The organism is Gemmobacter sp. LW-1, from assembly GCF_001303875.1.
Lineage (GTDB): Bacteria > Pseudomonadota > Alphaproteobacteria > Rhodobacterales > Rhodobacteraceae > Gemmobacter > Gemmobacter caeni.
In genome coordinates this window covers 196,184-215,508 of sequence record NZ_LJSC01000037.1, presented here as the reverse complement: position 1 = coordinate 215,508, position 19,325 = coordinate 196,184, and the positions used below count along the sequence as shown (strand labels likewise).

Here is a 19,325-nt window from a genome sequence, read left to right as displayed (position 1 = left end):
GACGGTCAGGTCTTGAAGACGCGATAGATCGCCGGGATTACCAGAACCGTCAGCAGGGTCGAACTGAGCAGCCCGAACAGCAACGAGATTGCAAGCCCCTGAAAAATCGGGTCCGCGAGGATCACCACCGCCCCGATCATCGCCGCGATGGCGGTCAGCAGGATCGGCTTGAACCGGATGGCGCCCGCCTGGATCAGCAACTCCACCGGCCCTACATCGGACGGCCCATGGCGAATGAAATCCACCAGCAGGATCGAGTTGCGCACGATGATCCCCGCCAGCGCAATGAAGCCGATCATCGAGGTCGCGCTGAATGGTGCGTTGAAGATCAGATGCCCCGCCATGATGCCAAGGAAGGTCAGCGGGATCGGCGTCAGGATCACCAGCGGCAGGCGGAAGCTGCCGAATTGCGCCACGACAAGGATATAGATGCCCAGCAGCGCCACCGCGAAGGCCGCCCCCATGTCGCGGAAGGTGACGAAGGTGACCTCCCACTCGCCATCCCACAGCAGGGTGACGTGGCTTTCATCCTCGGGTTGGCCATGCAGGCTGATCTCGGGCTTCATGCCCTCGGGCCAGTCCATGTTCTCCGCCGCATCGGCGACGGCGAGCATGCCGTAAAGCGGCGCCTCGTAATCCCCGGCGAGTTCTGCCGTCACCATCTCGGCGGCGCGGCCATTGTGGCGGAAGATCGGGAAGCTGGCCTGTTCCTCGCGGATGCGGACCACATCGCCCAGTTCGACCACGCCGCGCGCGCCGGGCAGGGTGTTGGCGGGGATGGGCGTGGACAGAAAGCGTTCGTCCAGCATCCGGTCGGATTTGTCCCGCGCGATCACGATGGGCAGCGCCTGCCGCCCCTCGCCGCGATGCGAATAACCCACGGTTTGCCCGGCATTCAGCAGTGCCAGCGTGTCGAAGACATCGCTTTCCTGCACCGAGAAGAACTTCAGATCATCGGTCGAGATCGTGGCCCGCAGCCGCCGCGCGGCGGTGCCATAGCTGTCGTCGACATCGACGATATAGGGCACCTGTTCAAAGGCGGCGCGGATCTTCGCGGCGGCTTCGCGGCGGATTTCCGGCGTCGGGCCATAGACCTCGGCCAGCAGGGTCGCCATGACCGGCGGGCCGGGCGGCGGTTCCACCGTTTTCAGCACCGTGCCCGCGGGCATGTCGATTCCGGCGAGCTTCTGGCGGATGTCCAGCGCGATGTCATGGCTGGTGCGGTCGCGGTCGCCCTTGGGCGCGAGCAGAATCTGCACCTCGCCCAGCTCCGGCGAATTGCGCACATAGGCGTGGCGCACCAACCCGTTGAAGTTGAAGGGGGCCGCTGTCCCGGCATGGGTCTCGACCGAGATCACCTCGGGCAGGCCCATGACCACGCGCGCCACATCCTGCGCCACGCGGTCGGTCGCCTCGTGGCTGCTGCCTTCCGGCAGGTCGATGGTGACCGACAGCTCCGACTTGTTGTCGAAGGGCAGAAGCTTCACCGTCACATCCTTGGTGTAAAGGAGTGCGAGCGAGCCGAAGGACAGCGCCGCGGTGACCAGCAGGAAGGTCAGGCTGCGCGCCTTGGTTTTGAGCAGAGGCCGCGCCACGCTGGCGAAAGCCGCGCCCAGCCTGCCGCCGGGGGTGCCATGGCCACCTGCGTCATGGCCATGCACCGGCGCCTTGCCGGCGATCCTGACCATCAGCCAAGGGGTGATGATGACGGCGACGAAGAAGGAGAAGATCATCGCGGCCGAGGCATTGGCCGGGATGGGCGACATATAGGGCCCCATCAGTCCGCTGACGAACAGCATGGGCAGCAGCGCCGCGACCACGGTCAGCGTGGCGACGATGGTGGGATTACCCACCTCGGCCACCGCGTCGATGGCGGCTTGCGGGCGCGAGCGACCATCCCCCATGCCCCAGTGGCGGGCGATGTTTTCAATCACCACGATGGCGTCATCGACAAGGATACCGATGGAGAAGATCAGCGCGAAAAGGCTGACGCGGTTCAGCGTGTAGCCCATGATCCATGCGGCAAACAGCGTGAGCAGGATCGTCACCGGAATGACGATGGCCACCACGATGCTTTCGCGCCAGCCGATTGCCAGCAGCACCAGCCCGATGATCGAGAGGGTGGCAAGGCCAAGGTGGAACAGCAGTTCGTTGGCCTTTTCATTGGCCGTCTCGCCATAGTCGCGGGTGACGGTGACCTGCATATCCTCGGGGATCAGGCGGCCTTCAAGGCTTTCGACGCGATGCAGGATCGCCTCGGCCACCACCACGGCATTGGCGCCCGCGCGTTTCGCCACGGCGAGCGTCACGGCGGGCGCGCGGTTCAGGCTGCCGTCGGCGTTGCGGGTGATGTGGCTGACCAGCGTGTCGCCAGTATCCGGCACATAGGCCACATCCGCCACATCGGCCACATAGACCGGGCGGCCGTCGCGGGTGGTCAGCAGCAGATTCGCCACCTCGGCGGGGGCGGTGAGGGTNCCCGCCACAAGGTCGATCTCCTGCCCCTGATCGCGCAGCTTGCCGGTGTTCATGGCCCGGTTCGCCTGCTGCACCTTGCCGACAAGCTGTTGCAGCGTCACGCCATACAGCGCAAGCCGTTCGGGATCGGGGGCGATACGGATGGCCTCGGTCGCCTCGCCCACAAGGTAGGTCAGGCCCACGTCCTCGGTCTTGGCGACCTCGGAGCGCAGTTCGCGCGCGATGCGGGTCAGGTCGGCGGGGGTCATATCGGCGCCCGGTTTGGGCGAGAGCGTCAGCGACACGATGGCCACATCATCAATGCCGCGCCCCACCACCAGCGGTTCGGGGATGCCGACCGGGATGCGATCCATGTTGGCGCGCAGCTTTTCATGCACGCGCAGGATGGCGGAATCCGACGGCGTGCCGGTCAGGAACCGCGCCGTCACCATGGCGCCATCGTCGCGGGTCTGCGAATAGACGTGTTCGACCCCGTTGATGCCCTTTACGATGGTTTCCAGCGGTTCGGTGACCAGCTTCACCCCGTCCTCGGCCTTCAGGCCCTGCGCGGTGACCAGAATGTCGATCATCGGCACCGAAATCTGTGGCTCTTCCTCGCGCGGCAGCGAGATGAGCGCGACAAGCCCCACCGCCAACGCGGCAAGGATGAACAGCGGCGTCAGCGCCGAGCCGATGAAGGCCCGCGTGAGGCCCCCGGCAATCCCGAGTTTCTGGCTCATTCCGCGGCTCCGATCTCGTCGCCCTCATGCAGGCCCGAGAGAATCTCGATCATCTCGGTGCCGTCGATCCGGTGATGCTGGCCGGGAACGACCGTGCGGTCCTCGGTGCCTTCGGCGGTTTTCACCGTCACGAAATCAAGGCCCGATCTGGTGGCGATGGCATCGGCAGGCACCAGAAGCGCCATGCGCTTGCCCACCGGCAGGCGCACCACGACACGGGCGTCGACAAAGCTGTCCGGCAGGCCCGCGACCTCGACATCGGCCACCACACGGCCATTCTCGATCAGCGGATAGATGCGGGCCAGCGTGCCCTGCGATTCGCCTGCGGGTGTTTCGATGGTGATGGCGGCGCCCTGTTCGAGATGTGCTGCATGGCGCTCTGGCACGGCGATGCGCAGGAAGAACCCGCCGCCGCCGATGGTGGCCACTGCCTCGCCCGGCATGACCACGGCCCCCGCCGCCTGCGGCACCGACAGCACGCGCCCCGCCACCGGGGCGGTTACGGTGCCTTCGGCCTGCTGTTGTTGCAGCACGCGGGCCTGCGCTGTCTGCGCATCAATCTGGCCCTTCACCACATCGACCTGCGTACGCAGCGCATCCAGCCGTTGCGCGGTGGTGACACCGCGCTTCAGCAGATCCTCGCCGCGCTGCAATTCGGTTTGGGCGTTGGAAAGCTGGGCGTTCAGCGCCTCGATCTGCGCCTGCACGGCGGCAAGCTGGAAGTTCAGCTTGTCATCGACGATGCGGCCCAGCGGCTGACCGGCCTCGACCAGATCGCCCTCGGTCACGGTCAGTTCGACCAGCGTGCCACCGATGCGGGCGCGGGCGGGCAGGCGGTCCTTGGCCTCGATCCGGCCATAGACGGGTTTCCATTCGGTGACCTCAACCGGGACAAGCGGTTGGGCGGTGGCGGCGAGGGGGCTGGCCAGAAGCGTGGCGAGCAGGAAAGAGCGCAGCAGCATTGGAGCCTCGGATTTCACATTCATAAAAATGAATATAACAAGCCGGCTCCGATTACAACTGCCTTGTGCCGAAATTTAGCGGGCCGGAACCTCGTCCATGCAGGCCGCGCAAAGCGCAGAGGCGGGATCGGCCAGCGCGTCGATCACGTCAAAGTGGTGGCGGCCCGGATCGGCCGTCCAGGGACAATTCCATTCCTCCGACAGAACGCGTGCCTGCCACAGGAAGGCAGGGCGTTCCTGCGCCCCGACCCAGACATGCGCCCCGACCCCGGCACGACGGGGCAGGAAGGCCGGGCTTTCGGCCTGCGCCTCTGCCGCATCCAGATGCAGGGTTTGGTTCATCGTGGTCGCCAGCAGCGGCGCAAGATCGGCCAGGGGCGAGATCGGCACGACGCGCACAAGCCCGGGCAGAGCAATGTCGGCGCAGCCCATGCGGGCTGACAGATGCCCTCCGGCGGAATGCCCGGTCACCACCATCGGCAGGCCAGGCAGCCGCGCGGCGATGGCGGTGCAGGCGCTGGCCACCTCTTGCGTCATGGAGGAAATCCGCGCCTCGGGGGCGAGCGTGTAAGAGGGCATGGCGCAGGCCCAGCCGCGAGCCAGCGCACCCGCCGCCAGATGCGACCAGCTTTCGCGGCCAAAAGCCATCCAGTAGCCACCATGGACAAAGACCAGAATGCCGCGCGGTGCGGTCTCGGGCAGGAACAGGTCGAACTGCTGGCGCGGGGCAGGGCCATAGGTCAGGCCACATTCCGCACGCGCGCCCAGTGCCGCGCGGAAGTTGCTGGCGGCAGCCTCCCACCGGGGCGGGAAGGCATCTGCCCCTGCAATGAAGGCCCCATTCGCATAGGCGCGGTCTGGATCGGTCATGGTTCGTTCCTCTGCCTGTCCCCTCCTCTGTGCCGGTAAAGCCGCGCCGCGCCAAGCCTTTTCTGGGAGGACTTGCCGGGACGCGCGGATCAGCGCAGGGTACCAGCACCTGAAACGGAGCGATCATGGCGGACGATGATAGCCGCAAGCTGGCGGCCGCGCTGGCCGAAGCAGAACGCGCGGGCATCCCGCGGTTCTGGGTGTTTCCGTTGGCGTGGCATCTGGCGCAGCGGCTGGGCTGGCAGGTTCGCCTGCTGCTTTATGCGACCTTCAGGCAGAACCTGCTTGTCTTCAGCCTGCCCTTTGGTGTGCTTTGGGGCCTTTCGATGCACTTCGCCACTTGGGGCCCGCACGGCAGGGTGCCGGGTGAGCAACTGGCGCTCGCGTTTATCGCCGCGCTGTTGTTCGGCACCGCGATGGCCGGGTTTACCGCCTTCACCCGCGGCCGCAAGGAACTCAGCCGCTGGGAAGACCTCTGACCGCTTATCCCAGCGCGTAGCCCGCGCCGCGCACCGTGCGCAGCGGGTCGTCGCCGCCGAACTGACACAACGACTTGCGCAGCCGGCCGATATGCACATCCACCGTCCGCGTGTCGACATAGATGTCGCGGCCCCAGACCCGGTCCAGCAGCGCCTCACGGCTCCAGACCCGGCCGGGCTTTTCCATGAAGGTGGTCAGGAGGCGGAACTCGGTCGGGCCGAGCTTCAGCACCTTCTCGCCGCGATAGACCCGGTGGGTTTCAGGGTCCAGCCGGATGTCATCATATTCCAGCACCACCCCGGCGGTGGAGGGGCGGACGCGGCGCAGCTGCGCCCGTGCCCGCGCCATCAGCTCCAGCACCGAATAGGGTTTGATGACGTAATCGTCGGCGCCGGTTTCCAGTCCGCGCACGCGATCCACCTCTTCGGCGCGGGCCGAAAGCAGGATGATCGGGATCGACCGGGTTTCCGGTCGGATCTTCAGACGGCGGCAGACCTCGATCCCCGAAAGGTTGGGCATCATCCAGTCGAGAATGATGATGTCGGGCTGCGCCTCGTCCACCAGCATCATCGCCTCTTCGCCATCGGCGGCCTGCACCACGCGAAAGCCTTCTGCTTCAAGGTTATAGGCCAGAACCTCGCGCTGCGCGGGTTCGTCCTCGACCAGAAGAACGGCGGGCTGATCCTGTCCTGCCATGGCTCAGCCTGCCTCGGTTCCGATGGCGGGGATCGCGCTGTCCTTGGGACGCTCGTCATCGGGCATTGCGCCGGTCACCAGATAGATCACCTGTTCCGCGATGCCGGTGGCATGGTCGCCCACACGCTCGATGTTCTTGGCGATGAAATGCAGGTGCATGCAGGCCGTGATGTTGCGGGTGTCTTCCAGCATATGCGTCAGGAACTCGCGGAAGATGGCATTGTACATCTGGTCCACTTCCTGATCGCGCAGCCGCACATCCTGCGCCATATGGGCGTCACGCATGATATAGGCGTCCAGCGCATCCTTCAGCAGCAGAACCACGGTCCTGGTCATCCGCCGGATCGAGCCGGTCGCCCCGGCGACGATGGCCATTTCATTCAGCACCGGCACGCGCTTGGCGAGGTTCTTGGCATAGTCGCCGCAGCGTTCGAGGTTGGCCGCGATGCGCATGACCGTCAGCACGGTGCGCAGGTCCGATGCGGTGGGCGAGCGCAGGGCGATCAGCCGCGCGCATTCCTCGTGGATACGCTCTTCCAGTTCGTCGATCACTTTGTCGCCCCGGCGCACGCGGGCGGCCAGTTCGATGTCGCGGGTGTCCAGCGCTTCGGCCGCGTCCAGCATCGCGGCTTCCACCAGCCCGCCCATCTTCATGACCATGGCCTGCACGCCTTCAAGATCACGGTCGAAGGACGAAACGATATGTTTTTCGGTGTTCATGGCGCGCTCCGTCAGCCGATCCGGCCGGTGATGTAGGATTCGGTCCGCGGGTCTTGCGGGTTGGTGAAGATCTGGCCCGTCTCGCCGTATTCCACCAGATGTCCGAGGTGGAAGAAGGCCGTGCGCTGGCTGACACGGGCGGCCTGCTGCATCGAGTGGGTGACGATGACGACCGAGAACTGGCTGCGCAGTTCGTCGATCAGCTCCTCGACCTGGGCGGTGGCGATGGGGTCCAGCGCGGAACAGGGTTCATCCATCAAGAGCACCTCGGGCGAGGTGGCGATGGCGCGCGCGATGCACAGGCGCTGTTGCTGGCCGCCGGAGAGGCCGGTGCCGGGGGCATGCAGGCGGTCCTTCACCTCGTTCCACAGTGCCGCCTTCTTCAGCGAGGTTTCCACCACCTGATCCAGCTCGGCCTTGGATTTGGTCAGTCCGTGGATCTTGGGTCCATAGGCCACGTTGTCATAGATCGACTTGGGGAAGGGGTTCGGCTTCTGGAACACCATGCCGACGCGGGCGCGCAGGGTGACCGGATCGACGGATTTGTCGTAGATATCCTCGCCGTCCAGCTTGATCTCGCCCAGCACGCGGGCGATGGACACGGTGTCGTTCATCCGGTTCAGACAGCGCAGGAAGGTCGACTTGCCGCAGCCCGAGGGGCCGATGAAGGCGGTGACGGTGCCGCCGAGGATGTCGATGTCGACATCCTTCAGCGCGTGGTTCTCGCCATAATAGACCTGCACGCCCCGCGCGGTCATCTTGGCGGTGTCGGAGGACACGGTTCTGTCGGCAATACGCATATCGTTCATTTGTTCAGCCCCTTACCAGCGGCGTTCGAAACGGCGGCGCAGCAGGATGGCGACCGCGTTCATCAGAAGAAGGAAAACCAGCAGCACGATGATGGCACCGGAGGCGCGTTCCACGAAGGCCGGATCGGCGCGCTGGGTGAAGTTGTAGACCTGCACGGGCAGGGCGGAAGCCGGATCGAAGAAACCTTCCGGCGGCGCATCCGGGAATTCGCGCACGAAGGCAACCATGCCGATCAGCAGCAGCGGCGCGGTTTCCCCCAGCGCCTGCGCCAGACCGATGATGGTGCCGGTCAGGATGCCGGGCATGGCCAGCGGCAGGACGTGGTGGGTGATCGCCTGCATCTTAGAGGCCCCGACCCCCAGCGCCGCATCGCGGATCGAGGGTGGCACCGCCTTCAGTGCCGCGCGGGTGGCGATGATGATGGTCGGCAGCGTCATCAGCGTCAGCACTAGGCCGCCGACAATGGGCGCCGATTGCGGCAGCCCCATGAAGTTGATGAAGATGGCGAGACCCAGGATACCGAAGACGATCGACGGCACCGCGGCAAGGTTCGAGATGTTCACCTCGATCAGGTCGGTCCATTTGTTCTTCGGTGCAAATTCCTCAAGATAGATCGAGGCGGCAACGCCGATGGGCAGGGCCAGCACCAGCACGATCAGCATCATGTAGGCCGAGCCGAGGATCGCGACGCCAAGGCCCGCCGCCTCGGGGCGCAGTTCGGAGGCATCGCCGCCGAACAGGAAGCCGGGGTTGAAGGACAGGCTCATCAGCCCGGCCTCGCGCATCTTCAGCGCCAGTTCAAGCTGCTCGGGCGAAATGTTGCTGTCCAGTTTGGCGCTGTCCATGGTGACGCGGCCCTTGAAGAACCCGTCCACGCGGCCATTCGCCAGCAGTTTCACACCTACCGTCTGTCCGACCAGCGCGGGATCGGCCAGCACCTGATTGCGCAGGTTGGCGGCGGCCTCCTGCGACAGCAGGCCGGAAATCTGCTTGGCCGTCAGCCCGTCGGTGGCAATGCCCTTTTCGGCCAGCGCGGTGGCCAGGGCTTTTTCGATCACCTTGGCATAGCCGATGGTGGTGACCTTCTTCATCACCTCGATGTCGCCGGTGCCGGATTTGTCCAGCACAGTCGCATCCAGCGCCACCGGCATGGTGATGAAGGTCTGGCGGAAGGCGCCAAGGCCGTTGCCCAGCACCGAGGTCAGCAGGATGACCAGCGCGAGGATCGACACCGCGATGGCGGCCGCGCCGTAGAAGCGGAAGCGCGCTTCGGCGGCATTGCGGCGGCGGGTGCGGGCGTCGGTCACATGCAGCGACTTGCGCGGCTGTGCGCCGGACCGGCCGGTTTGCGACGTTGCGTCGGTCATTCGTATTGCTCCCGGTATTTCCGCACGATCACCAGCGCGACAACGTTGAGCGCGAGGGTGAAGCAGAACAAGGTCAGGCCAAGGGCGAAGGCCACCAGCGTTTCAGGGCTGGCGAATTCGGTATCGCCTGTCAGCTGGCTCACGATCTTCACCGTCACGGTGGTCATCGCCTCGAAGGGGTTCACGTCCAGCTTGGCGGCGGCCCCGGCACCCATGACCACGATCATGGTTTCCCCGATGGCGCGGCTGGCGGCCAGCAGAATGGCGCCGACGATGCCGGGCAGGGCGGCGGGCAGTATCACCTGTTTCACCGTTTCCGACCTGGTGGCGCCAAGGCCGAACGAGCCATCCCGCATCGACTGCGGCACGGCGTTGATGATGTCGTCCGACAGGGACGAGACGAAGGGGATCAGCATGATGCCCATGACCAGACCCGCCGTCATCACCGAGGACGAGGACGAACCAAGCCCCATCGGCTGTGCGAACCAGTCGCGCAGGAAGGGGCCGACGGTGATCAGGGCGAACAGGCCGTAGACGATGGTCGGAATGCCGGCGAGGATCTCGATGGCGGGTTTGGCGAAGGCGCGCACCTTCTTGCCGGCATATTCCGACAGGTAGATGGCGGCCATCAGCCCCACCGGAACCGAAACCAGCAGCGCGATGAACGAGACGTAAAGCGTGCCCCAGACCAGCGGCCAGAGCCCAAGCTCGGACCCGCCACCGAAGCGCGGGCTCCAGGTAAGCGAGAAGAAGAAATCACGGAAGTCGTAAAGTTTGAAGAAATGAACGCTTTCGACAACCAGCGAGGCCACAATGCCGAAGGTGGTGGCAACCGCGATCAGCGAACAGCCCGCCAGCAGCACCAGCGTGAACTGTTCCACCAGATTACGGGCGCGCTGGCGCGGGTCGATGCGCCACAGCGCGAAGCCCAGCCCCGCAAGGGCCGCCAGCAGCACGGCCAGAGCCATGCCAAGGCGCAGGGTGCCCGACAGGCTGCGGTATTCCTTGGCGGCTTCCAGCACCGAAGGTGCGACGTTGGAGCCCAGTGCCACGCCAACCTCTGCCAGACGGCCGCGCATATCGGTCAGATCGGCGCGCAGGGCGGCAAGGCCCGTTTCGTCCAGCCCCGCGTTGCGCGCGACCGCATCCAGCCCGTCAGCGATGCGCCGGACATCGGCCATCACCAGTTGCGTGCTGCCATAGCTTGCCACATCCGCCGCGGGGATCATCCCGGCGACGTGGGAATTCAGGGCGGTGGGCTGCACAAAGGCCCAGGTGACCAGCAGCAGAAGCGCGGGCACCGCAGTAAACAGAAAAACCGACCAGCCATAATAGCCGGGCAGCGAATGCAGCGTGCGAGGGTCTCCTCCGACGGCGGAAAGGGCCCGCTGCCGCCCGAGGATGAACCCGAGGACCGCGAGGCCCAGTACGATGAGGGTAATAAGGCCGATGCTCATGTCGCTTTCGCCTGGCAAGAGAAAGGGGTGGCGCGGGAGCGGCGCCACCCCTGGGGTCAGATCAGTTCAGCGGACCCATCGGGGTTTCGTTGGCCACCGCTTCCTGGGTTTTCGCCAGTTCCGGGTCCGACACGAGGCCGTAAGCTGCCAGCGGGCCTTCCGGGCCAGCCATGTCGTCCGACACGAAGAACTCCAGATATTCCTTCAGGCCGGGGATCACGCCGATATGGGCTTTCTTCACATAGAAGAACAGCGGACGCGACACCGGGTAGTCGCCCGAGGCGATGGTTTCGGTCGAGGGAACCACGCCATCCATCGTCGCCACTTTCAGCTTGTCGGTGTTGTTCTGGTAGAACGACAGGCCGAACACGCCGATGGCGTTCTTGTTGGCGGCGATGCGGGCCAGCGTTTCGGTGTAGTCGCCGTCGATGTCGACCGACAGACCATCGGTGCGCAGCGCGAGGCAGGCTTTCTTGCCGTCCTCTTCGCCCTTGGCGGCCACGAGGGCCTCTTCGGCGCCCGAAGCCTTGCAGCCTGCTTCCAGAACCTTCACGTCAAACACTTCACGGGTGCCGTGCTTGGTGCCGGGGATGAAGGCCAGAATGTCCTGCGCCGGGAAGCTGGCGTTCACGTCAGCCCAGGTTTTCGCGGTGTTCGGGACCAGCTTGCCATCCTTCACGACTTCGGCGGCCAGCGCGTTGTACCAGTCGGTCGGGGTGAAGGCGAAGTCCGGGCCCGCAATGTCGCTGGCGAAGACGATGCCGTCATAGCCGATGCGGACTTCCATGATTTCGTCGACGCCGTTGGTCTTGCAGAGGTCGATGTCCGACTGCTTGATGCGCGACGAGGAGTTGGCGATGTCGATGGTGTTTTCGCCCACGCCTTCGCACAGTTTCTTGCGGCCAGCGCCCGAACCGCCACCTTCGACGACCGGGGTCGGGAAGTCGAAGTTTTCGCCGAAGGCTTCGGCAACGATGGTGGCATAGGGCAGCACGGTCGAGGAACCGGCGATCTGGATATTGTCGCGGGCCATGGCGGCGGTGGCCGACACGGCGGCAATGGCGAGGGTGGAGGCGGTGAGTTTCATCAGGGTCATGTCCTGGCTCCTTGTTGGTCCCGTGGACCGCTTGCGGGACGCCGCTCGCGTCCTTGAGGCCGGGGGTAGCGGAGCCGTGTGACTGCTATGTAAGAGTTGTGTGACAGTTTTATGAAAGCACCTGTGCCGCGGGCTTTCTGCTGCAAAACCCGGGTGTCGCCTGCTGCGCCCTGTGTGGTCCGGCACGGGGGATCTGCGGAGAAAACGCCCGGATCGGCGGGAAGGATGCTGCTGCTGCCTAAAATTTGTGCATTTTCTTTGGGTAACGGCTGTGGTGGCGCCAGCGAACGGGCTGCATGGCGACTCAGCCGGTCACGGGCCTTGTGACGAATCGCGACAAGGCTTTACCGTTTGGTCAAAACAAATCACCCAGGGAGTTTCACATGACCAAGGTAATGTTCGGTGCCACCCGGCGCGGCCTGATGCTGGGCGCGGGGGCGGCGGCTATGGGGCTGGCACTGCCGCGCCTCGCCTTCGCGCAGGACACGATCAAGATTGCGGGCATCTATACGGTGCCGGTGGAGCAGCAATGGGTCAGTCGCATCCATATTGCTGCCGAGGCCGCCAAGGCGGCGGGCGGGGTGGATTACACCTATACCGAAAACGTGGCGAACACGGATTATCCGCGCGTCATGCGCGAATATTGCGAAAGCGGTGTCAATCTGATCGTGGGCGAGATATTCGGCGCCGAGGCCGAGGCGCGTGAGGTCTGCGCCGAATACCCGGATGTGAAATTCCTCCTCGGCTCCAGCTTCATGCCGGACGAGGCGGTGCCGAACCTTGCCGTGTTCGACAACTATATTCAGGACGCCTCTTACCTGTCGGGCATCATTGCCGGCGCGATGACCCAGACCGGCAGCATCGGCATGGTCGGCGGCTTCCCCATCCCCGAGGTGAACCGCCTGATGAACGCCTTCATGGGGGGGGTGAAGGAAACCCGGCCGGATGCAAAATTCCAGGTCAGTTTCATCGGCTCATGGTTTGATCCGCCCAAGGCGAAGGAAACCGCCTTTGCGATGATCGACGGCGGCGCCGACCTTCTTTATGCCGAACGGTTCGGCGTGTCGGACGCGGCGAAAGAGAAAGGGGTTCTGGCCATTGGCAACGTGATCGACACGCAGGCCGATTACCCGGAGACCGTCGTGGCCTCGGCGCTGTGGCATTTCGAGCCCACGCTGAACGCCGCGCTGGAGGCGATCAGGGCGGGCAGTTTCAAGGCCGATAACTACGGGGTCTACAGCTTCATGAAGGCGGGCGGCTGTTCGCTGGCGCCGCTTGGCACGTTTGAAGGCAAGGTGCCCGAGGCCGCGATGAAGCTGGTGGCCGAGAAGGAAGCCGCGATCAAGGATGGTTCCTTCACCGTGGCCATTGATGACAACGAGCCGAAATCGTCGTGAGCGATCCCCGCGATGTGGTGATGCGGCTGGACCGCATCACCAAGCGCTTTGGCGCGTTGACGGCGAATGACGCGATCAGCCTCACGCTGCGGCGGGGCGAGGTTGTGGCGCTGCTGGGCGAAAACGGCGCGGGCAAGACCACGCTGATGAACATCCTGTTCGGGCATTATGTGGCCGATGACGGGCGGGTGGAGGTGTTTGGCGAGCCGCTGCCGCCGGGCAATCCGCGTGCCGCGCTGGCGGCGGGCGTGGGCATGGTGCATCAGCATTTCACGCTGGCCGACAATCTGACCGTGCTCGACAACATTCGTCTTGGCACCGAAAGCCTGTTCTCGCGTGGTGCCTCGCGTGCGACAGCGCGGGCGCGGGTTGAGGCGCTCAGCCGCGATTTCGGGCTGGCGGTGCACCCGGATGCGCGGGTTGGCAGCCTGACCGTGGGCGAACGTCAGCGGGTCGAGATCCTGAAGGCGCTGTACCGCAATGCGCGAATCCTGATCCTGGATGAACCCACCGCTGTCCTGACGCCGCAGGAGGCAGAGGCACTGTTCGCCACGCTGCGCTGCGCCATCGCACAGGGTCTGTCCATCCTGTTCATCAGCCACAAGCTGCATGAGGTCATGGCCATTGCCGACCGCTGTGTGGTCTTGCGCCATGGCAAGGTGGTGGGAGAGGTGGCGACGGCAGAAACCTCGGGTGCCGAACTGGCCGCGATGATGGTAGGCGGCGAAATCGCGCTGCCCGAGGCGCGGCCTGCCACCGCGGGCAAGGTGCTGATGCGGCTGGACGGGGTGACGACGCCGGACAAGGGGGCTGCGCCGGGGCTGAAGCGGGTGACGCTGGATCTGCGGGCGGGCGAGATCGTGGGGCTGGCAGGCGTATCGGGCAATGGGCAGGCGGCGCTGGCCGATCTGATTTCGGGGCTGATCCTGCCCGGCTCGGGCAGCGTGACGATGGATGGCCCGCTGGCCCGCTGGTCCCCGCGCGAGGCGATCCGTCAGGGCATCGCCCGCATCCCGGAAGACCGCCACAAAACGGGGACCATCGCCGATTTCACCCTGACCGAAAACGCCGTGCTGGAAGGTTACTGGCAAACGGGTTTCAGCAAGGCCGGGCTGATGGACTGGCGCGCGGCGGAACGTTTTGCCGAAGGCATCATCGCCGCCTATGACGTGCGCTGCCCCGGTCCTGCCGCGCGCATCCGGCTGCTTTCGGGGGGGAATATGCAGAAACTGATCCTCGGCCGCGTGCTGGAGCCGGGGCCGAAGATCATTCTGGCCAACCAGCCGGTGCGCGGTCTTGATGTCGGCGCCATCGCCTATGTGCAATCGCGGCTGATCGCGGCGCGCGACGGTGGTGCAGCGGTTCTGCTGATTTCCGAGGATCTGGACGAGATCATGGGACTGGCCGATTTGATACATGTGATGTCCGAGGGGCGGCTGTCGCCCGGTTTTGCGCGGGGCAGCAAGACTGCGGCGGAGCTGGGGCTGTGGATGGCCGGGCAGGGGTTCGACCATGCGGCTTGATCCCATCGCCGCGCCACCGCTGTCGCGCCAGATCGGCCTGCCCGCGCTGGCGCTGGTCGCAACCCTGCTGGTCGCCATGGCTCTGGCGCTGATCGCGGGGGCTGACCCGCTGGCGACGCTGGGTCTGATCGCCAAGGGCGCCTTCGGGTCGAAATTCGCGGCCCTTGAGACGCTGAACCGCGCGACGCCGCTGATCTTCACCGGGCTTGCCGTCGCCGTCGCGTTCCGCGCGAAGCTGTGGAACATCGGCGCCGAGGCGCAGCTTTACGCGGGCGCCATCGTCGCCGTGCTGCTGGGCACCGGGGCACTGGGCGCGCCGCTGGTGCTGCCGGTTTCCGCACTGGCCGCGATGCTGGCGGGCGCGCTGGTGCTGCTGGGGCCGGTCGTGCTGAAAACCCGGCTGGGCGTGGATGAGGTGGTGACGACGCTGCTTCTGAACTTCGTCATGCTTCTGTTCGTCAGCTACCTGCTGGAAGGCCCGATGAAAGACCCGATGGGCATGGGCTGGCCCAAATCTCCGGCCCTGATCAAGGAGGCGCGGCTGCCCCGCATCGTCGACGGGTTGCGGCTGCACTGGGGCTTTGCACTGGCGCTTATCGCGGCGGTGGTGGTCTGGGTGATCCAGAGCCGCACGACGCTGGGGTTCGAGATTCGCGCCGTTGGCCAGAACCGTGAGGCCGCGCGTTTTGCCGGGATGCCGGTGAATGTGGTTCTGGTGAAGACTGCCCTTCTGTCCGGCGGTCTTGCCGCACTGGCAGGCTGGTCCGAGGTGGCGGGGCTGAAGGGGCATCTGTCCTCCGACCTGTCGCCGGGCTTCGGCTATACCGGCATCATCGTCGCCATGCTGGCGCTGCTGCATCCCTTGGGCGTGGTGCTTTCGGCGCTGTTCGTCGCCGCGATTTTCGTGGGGTCCGACAGCATGAGCCGTGCCGCAGGCGTGCCCACTTATATTGCCGACATGCTGCTGGCCACGGCGCTGTTGTTCATGGTGCTGGCGCTGATGCTGACACGCTATCGGGTGGTGTGGAAATGAGCGATCTTTTCGACATCCTGCTGTCGGTCAGCTTCTGGGCCGCCGCCATTCGCATCGCCTCGCCCCTCATCTTCGCCACGATGGGCGAACTGATCTGCGAACGCGCGGGCGTGCTGAACCTTGGAATTGAAGGGATCATGGTCATCGGTGCCTTTGCAGGCTGGATGGCGGTCTATCTGGGAGCGCCCCTGTGGCTGGGGGTGACGGCGGCGATGGCGGCGGGGATGCTGTTTGGCCTGTTGCATGCCACTCTGACCGTGCCTTTCGGCTTGTCGCAGCATGTCGTGGGGCTGGGGGTCACGATGCTGGCGACCTCTACCAGCTATTTCGCCTATCGGCTGGCGCTGCCCGAGGTGACCAGCCCGCCCAAGATCACTCCCTTCGCGCCCATGGACCTGCCGGTCCTGTCCGACATCCCTTTCCTTGGCCCGGTGCTGTTCCAGCAGACCGCGCTGACCTGGGCCGCGCTGATCTGCGCCGGGCTGGTGGGCTTTGTTCTGTTCCGCACGCCGCTGGGCCTTGCGGTGCGCGCGGCGGGCGAAAACCCCGCGGCGGTCGAGGCGCAGGGGCTTTCCGTCACCGGGCTGCGCATGGGCGCGGTCATCGTGGGATCGGGCCTGATGGCCGTGGGCGGCAGTTTCCTGACGCTGTCGGCCTTTTCGTCCTTCTTCTTTGAAATGGTCAACGGGCGCGGCTGGATCTGCATCGCTTTGGTGGTGTTCGGTGCCTGGAGGCCCGGCAAGGCGGTGCTGGGCGCGCTGTTGTTCGCAGCCTTCGATGCGCTGCAAATCCGCCTGCAACAGACACCCTTGGGCGCGCATTTGCCCTATCAGGTGTTTCTGATGGCGCCTTACCTTCTGTCCATCCTCGCGCTGATCCTGATGTCGCGCCGGGCCGAGGTGCCGGCCGCGCTGATGGTGGCATATCGTAAAGGGGAACGCTGATGTTCGACATTCTGGTCAAGGGCGGCATGTTGCCTGACGGGACAGTGGCCGATATCGGCATCACCGGCGATCGCATCGCCGCCGTTGGGAGGCTGGAGGCTGAGGCGGGGCGGGTGATCGACGCTACCGGCGATCTGGTCAGCCCGCCCTTCGTGGACCCGCATTTCCACATGGATGCGACGCTCAGCTACGGGCTGCCACGGGTCAATGCCTCGGGCACGCTGCTGGAAGGCATCAGCCTTTGGGGCGAGTTGCGCGAGATTGCGACCGTCGAGGAAATGGTTGATCGCGCCGTGCGCTATTGCGACTGGGCGGTCAGCATGGGCCTTCTGGCGATCCGCACCCATGTCGATACCACGCCCGACCATCTGCGCGGGGTGGAGGCGATGCTGGAGGTGAAGCGCCGCGTCGCCCCCTATCTGGACCTGCAACTGGTGGCCTTTCCGCAGGACGGGCTTTACCGCGCCCCGAACGGGCGGGCGAATCTGGTCCGCGCGCTTGATATGGGTTGCGATGTGGTGGGCGGCATCCCGCATTTTGAACGCACCATGCAGAACGGCGCCGACAGCGTGCGGGATCTGGCGCGCATCGCCGCCGAACGCGGGCTGATGCTGGATATTCATTGCGACGAGACCGACGACCCTCATAGCCGCCATGTGGAAACCATGGCGGCCGAGGTCACACGGCACGGGCTGGGCGCGCGGGCGGCGGGCAGCCATCTGACCTCGATGCATTCGATGGACAATTACTATGTGTCCAAGCTGCTGCCGCTGATCGCGGAAAGCGGGATGACGGCGATTCCCAACCCCCTGATCAACATCACCCTGCAAGGGCGGCACGACACTTTCCCCAAGCGGCGCGGGCTGACCCGTGTGAAAGAGATGCAGGCCATGGGCATCACCGTTGGCTGGGGACAGGATTGCGTGCTGGACCCGTGGTATAGCCTCGGCACCGCCGATATGCTGGATGTGGCCTTCATGGGGCTGCATGTCGCGCAGATGACCCACCCGGCCGAGATGGCGCGCTGCTTCACTATGGTCACGGAACATAACGCGGCGATCATGGGGTTGGAGGGCTACGGCCTGCGCCCCGGCTGCACAGCCTCGCTGGTGGTGCTGGACGCCGCCACCCCGACCGAGGCACTCCGCCTGCGCCCGGATCGGCTTTGCGTCATCTCCAAAGGCAAGGTCGTGTCCGAGCAGACCCGCAACGACGCGCGACTGGGCCTGCCGGGCCGCCCCGCGACGGTGCGCCGGAGGCTTTGAGGGGGCTGACTTTGTGAGGGGCGATACGGCTCTGCGCGGCGCAGGGGGGCAATTCGATCCGGCTGCGGCAAATGCTGCATTCCGCACGAATATCCGCTATCCGGCTCCGGCGGCCAGTCGTTTGGCCAATACCAAACTCAGGATCATTGCCATCAGCAGAAAGATGGCGCCGACGCCCCAGGCAACGGATGTGGAGTATATGTCGGCCAGGGCTCCTGCCATGACCAGCCCTGTCGCGGCTCCGAGTTGTTGGACGAGGGACCGGAGTGACAGCATGGTGGACCTCTGCCGATCCTCCACGCAGCGGTGCAGGATGCTGCTCGCGGGCGTTTCGCTGGCCCCGAGGATCACGGAATAGAGGACAAAGACGCCGACAAACCCGGTGATGCCACCCTGCATCGCCAAGGCCAGCTGAACGACCGCAAGGCATGCGAAAATCGCCGCCAGCGTGACGGCGTGGCGGCGTCTGAATATCCGGCTGATATGGAGTGACAGCGACGCACCGAAAGCGATCGCGAAAAAGTAGCCCGCAGTCAGGGCACCGATGACGGTGTTCGCGTAGCCTTCGTCCAGCATCGGCCAGGCATGGGTCGGCCAGATCACCTCGACCGGATTTGTCGCCATCAGGAATAACGACAGTACCGTCAGAAGCATTGAAACTGTCGGATGCTTCAGGGCCAGAAGACCGGCCCCGGCTATCACCGACGGGACGTTGACGAGGCCCTGTACGACCGCCTGTGGGTTCAGCGGACGCGGTTCTTCGGTGATGGCGAACAGGGTGTAGATCAGGACGCCGACCATCGCGGCGAAGCTTGCTGCATAAGACACGTCATAGGTGCTGATCCCATACTTCAGCGCTGCCATGCCGAACGCATCTGGCAGCAGACCGCCAAAAATGGCACCGACGGCGAGGCCCATGGCGTTGGCCCAGTGCGCCTTTGCGAGCGCGGGCTGGATATCAACGTCTGGTGCGGCGGCTGTGAAGGTTTCGACAAACCAGGCATCAAGTGTGCCCGACCGGAGCGCGCGCCCGAAGCCGATGAGGGCAAACGAAAGAGCCAGGACGCCGAAGTCGCTCGACGACAGAAAGAGCGCGAGCGAAATCAAACTGGCCACGACCGCCGCGAGGAAAACCGGCTTGCGACCGATGTTGTCGGCCAATCCGCCGAACGGCAGTTCCATCACGATGGTGGTGAGCGAGTAGATGCTGAAGAGCAACGAAATCTGGAGGAGGTCCATGCCCCGATCTGTCAGCGCAAGCGCGGCGACGGCCACCGTGAGGCCCATTGCAAAACGGTCAAGAAACTGATGTATCTGAAACACCCGGATGTGGCGTCGCGCCGTGTCCGTCAAGCCATTCAGGGAGAACTCGGTTTCTGTCGCCATGGCGGCAGCATCCGCCTTTGCACAGCGTTGTGCAATGGCTTGCCGGACAGACGGTGACCGGGCATTGCGCGGGCCAGGTCACCAGGACGAGCGAAGGAAACGGCGGCTTCGTCCCGCAATAC

The 19,325-nt window shown here is 65.1% G+C and carries 16 protein-coding genes and 1 pseudogene; 6 read left to right on the top strand and 11 right to left on the bottom strand.

The window, feature by feature from the left end:
• Positions 1–5: 5 nt before the first annotated feature.
• From AO684_RS09880 to AO684_RS09870, 4 genes and pseudogenes are all read right to left on the bottom strand, one after another.
• A pseudogene (locus tag AO684_RS09880) lies at positions 6–2,477 on the bottom strand (efflux RND transporter permease subunit); the annotation flags it as partial.
• Between the two features lies 1 nt (position 2,478).
• A partial coding sequence (locus tag AO684_RS22225; RefSeq protein WP_235451256.1) for an efflux RND transporter permease subunit occupies positions 2,479–3,197 on the bottom strand: 719 nt, incomplete at its 3' end.
• Positions 3,194–4,156, bottom strand: coding sequence for an efflux RND transporter periplasmic adaptor subunit (locus AO684_RS09875; RefSeq protein WP_369814590.1), 963 nt, complete (start codon positions 4,154–4,156; stop codon positions 3,194–3,196). The genes AO684_RS09875 and AO684_RS22225, both read right to left, overlap by 4 nt.
• 78 nt (positions 4,157–4,234) lie before the next feature.
• Positions 4,235–5,029: an alpha/beta hydrolase gene (locus AO684_RS09870; protein WP_054302574.1), complete on the bottom strand. Its 795-nt coding sequence runs from the start codon at positions 5,027–5,029 to the stop codon at positions 4,235–4,237.
• A 125-nt stretch (positions 5,030–5,154) separates the two neighbouring features.
• Between AO684_RS09870 and AO684_RS09865 the strand changes: the two genes are divergently transcribed.
• Positions 5,155–5,508 carry a DUF6404 family protein gene (locus AO684_RS09865; protein WP_054302573.1) on the top strand — a complete coding sequence of 118 codons (354 nt, stop codon included), beginning with the start codon at positions 5,155–5,157 and terminating at the stop codon, positions 5,506–5,508.
• Positions 5,509–5,512: 4 nt separating this feature from the next.
• Here AO684_RS09865 and phoB read toward each other — a convergent pair whose 3' ends face one another.
• The 6 genes from phoB to AO684_RS09835 form a co-directional block, all read right to left on the bottom strand.
• Positions 5,513–6,205: a phosphate regulon transcriptional regulator PhoB gene (gene phoB / locus AO684_RS09860; protein WP_054302572.1), complete on the bottom strand. Its 693-nt coding sequence runs from the start codon at positions 6,203–6,205 to the stop codon at positions 5,513–5,515.
• 3 nt (positions 6,206–6,208) lie between these two features.
• Positions 6,209–6,925 carry a phosphate signaling complex protein PhoU gene (phoU, locus tag AO684_RS09855; protein WP_054302571.1) on the bottom strand — a complete coding sequence of 239 codons (717 nt, stop codon included), beginning with the start codon at positions 6,923–6,925 and terminating at the stop codon, positions 6,209–6,211.
• 11 nt (positions 6,926–6,936) lie between these two features.
• Positions 6,937–7,734: a phosphate ABC transporter ATP-binding protein PstB gene (gene pstB / locus AO684_RS09850; protein WP_054302570.1), complete on the bottom strand. Its 798-nt coding sequence runs from the start codon at positions 7,732–7,734 to the stop codon at positions 6,937–6,939.
• Between the two features lie 12 nt (positions 7,735–7,746).
• On the bottom strand, positions 7,747–9,102 hold the full coding sequence (gene pstA, locus AO684_RS09845; protein WP_054302569.1) for a phosphate ABC transporter permease PstA: 1,356 nt from the start codon (positions 9,100–9,102) through the stop codon (positions 7,747–7,749).
• Positions 9,099–10,559, bottom strand: coding sequence for a phosphate ABC transporter permease subunit PstC (pstC, locus tag AO684_RS09840; RefSeq protein ID WP_054302568.1), 1,461 nt, complete (start codon positions 10,557–10,559; stop codon positions 9,099–9,101). The genes pstA and pstC overlap by 4 nt, the downstream gene beginning before the upstream one ends.
• Positions 10,560–10,620: 61 nt before the next feature.
• On the bottom strand, positions 10,621–11,655 hold the full coding sequence (locus AO684_RS09835) for a substrate-binding domain-containing protein (protein ID WP_054302567.1): 1,035 nt from the start codon (positions 11,653–11,655) through the stop codon (positions 10,621–10,623).
• 383 nt (positions 11,656–12,038) lie between these two features.
• On the opposite strand from AO684_RS09835, the gene AO684_RS09830 reads away from it, so the two are divergent.
• From AO684_RS09830 to AO684_RS09810, 5 genes are read left to right on the top strand one after another with little or no spacing between them, the layout of a single operon-like run.
• A complete protein-coding gene (locus tag AO684_RS09830; protein ID WP_054302566.1) occupies positions 12,039–13,052 on the top strand; it encodes a BMP family protein in 1,014 nt (337 codons plus the stop codon).
• Complete coding sequence (locus AO684_RS09825; protein ID WP_152968390.1) at positions 13,049–14,575, top strand: ABC transporter ATP-binding protein; 1,527 nt, start codon at positions 13,049–13,051, stop codon at positions 14,573–14,575. Before AO684_RS09830 ends, AO684_RS09825 begins: the two co-directional genes overlap by 4 nt.
• On the top strand, positions 14,565–15,608 hold the full coding sequence (locus AO684_RS09820; RefSeq protein ID WP_054302565.1) for an ABC transporter permease: 1,044 nt from the start codon (positions 14,565–14,567) through the stop codon (positions 15,606–15,608). Before AO684_RS09825 ends, AO684_RS09820 begins: the two co-directional genes overlap by 11 nt.
• Positions 15,605–16,552 carry an ABC transporter permease gene (locus AO684_RS09815; RefSeq protein ID WP_054302564.1) on the top strand — a complete coding sequence of 316 codons (948 nt, stop codon included), beginning with the start codon at positions 15,605–15,607 and terminating at the stop codon, positions 16,550–16,552. Before AO684_RS09820 ends, AO684_RS09815 begins: the two co-directional genes overlap by 4 nt.
• A complete protein-coding gene (locus AO684_RS09810; protein WP_054302563.1) occupies positions 16,552–17,817 on the top strand; it encodes an amidohydrolase family protein in 1,266 nt (421 codons plus the stop codon). Before AO684_RS09815 ends, AO684_RS09810 begins: the two co-directional genes overlap by 1 nt.
• Positions 17,818–17,913: 96 nt before the next feature.
• Here AO684_RS09810 and AO684_RS09805 read toward each other — a convergent pair whose 3' ends face one another.
• A complete protein-coding gene (locus tag AO684_RS09805; protein ID WP_054302562.1) occupies positions 17,914–19,203 on the bottom strand; it encodes an MFS transporter in 1,290 nt (429 codons plus the stop codon).
• Positions 19,204–19,325: the final 122 nt, after the last annotated feature.

What these genes read in the sequence shown, in the direction of transcription:
- AO684_RS09815 (WP_054302564.1), top strand. Translation starts at nt 15,605, where the DNA reads ATGAGCGATCTTTTCGACATCCTGCTGTCGGTCAGCTTCTGGGCCGCC.
- pstB (WP_054302570.1), bottom strand. Translation starts at nt 7,734, where the DNA reads ATGAACGATATGCGTATTGCCGACAGAACCGTGTCCTCCGACACCGCC.
- AO684_RS09835 (WP_054302567.1), bottom strand. Translation starts at nt 11,655, where the DNA reads ATGACCCTGATGAAACTCACCGCCTCCACCCTCGCCATTGCCGCCGTG.
- AO684_RS09805 (WP_054302562.1), bottom strand. Translation starts at nt 19,203, where the DNA reads ATGGCGACAGAAACCGAGTTCTCCCTGAATGGCTTGACGGACACGGCG.
- pstA (WP_054302569.1), bottom strand. Translation starts at nt 9,102, where the DNA reads ATGACCGACGCAACGTCGCAAACCGGCCGGTCCGGCGCACAGCCGCGC.
- AO684_RS09820 (WP_054302565.1), top strand. Translation starts at nt 14,565, where the DNA reads ATGCGGCTTGATCCCATCGCCGCGCCACCGCTGTCGCGCCAGATCGGC.
- AO684_RS09830 (WP_054302566.1), top strand. Translation starts at nt 12,039, where the DNA reads ATGACCAAGGTAATGTTCGGTGCCACCCGGCGCGGCCTGATGCTGGGC.
- AO684_RS09865 (WP_054302573.1), top strand. Translation starts at nt 5,155, where the DNA reads ATGGCGGACGATGATAGCCGCAAGCTGGCGGCCGCGCTGGCCGAAGCA.
- phoB (WP_054302572.1), bottom strand. Translation starts at nt 6,205, where the DNA reads ATGGCAGGACAGGATCAGCCCGCCGTTCTTCTGGTCGAGGACGAACCC.
- pstC (WP_054302568.1), bottom strand. Translation starts at nt 10,559, where the DNA reads ATGAGCATCGGCCTTATTACCCTCATCGTACTGGGCCTCGCGGTCCTC.
- AO684_RS09870 (WP_054302574.1), bottom strand. Translation starts at nt 5,029, where the DNA reads ATGACCGATCCAGACCGCGCCTATGCGAATGGGGCCTTCATTGCAGGG.
- AO684_RS09810 (WP_054302563.1), top strand. Translation starts at nt 16,552, where the DNA reads ATGTTCGACATTCTGGTCAAGGGCGGCATGTTGCCTGACGGGACAGTG.
- phoU (WP_054302571.1), bottom strand. Translation starts at nt 6,925, where the DNA reads ATGAACACCGAAAAACATATCGTTTCGTCCTTCGACCGTGATCTTGAA.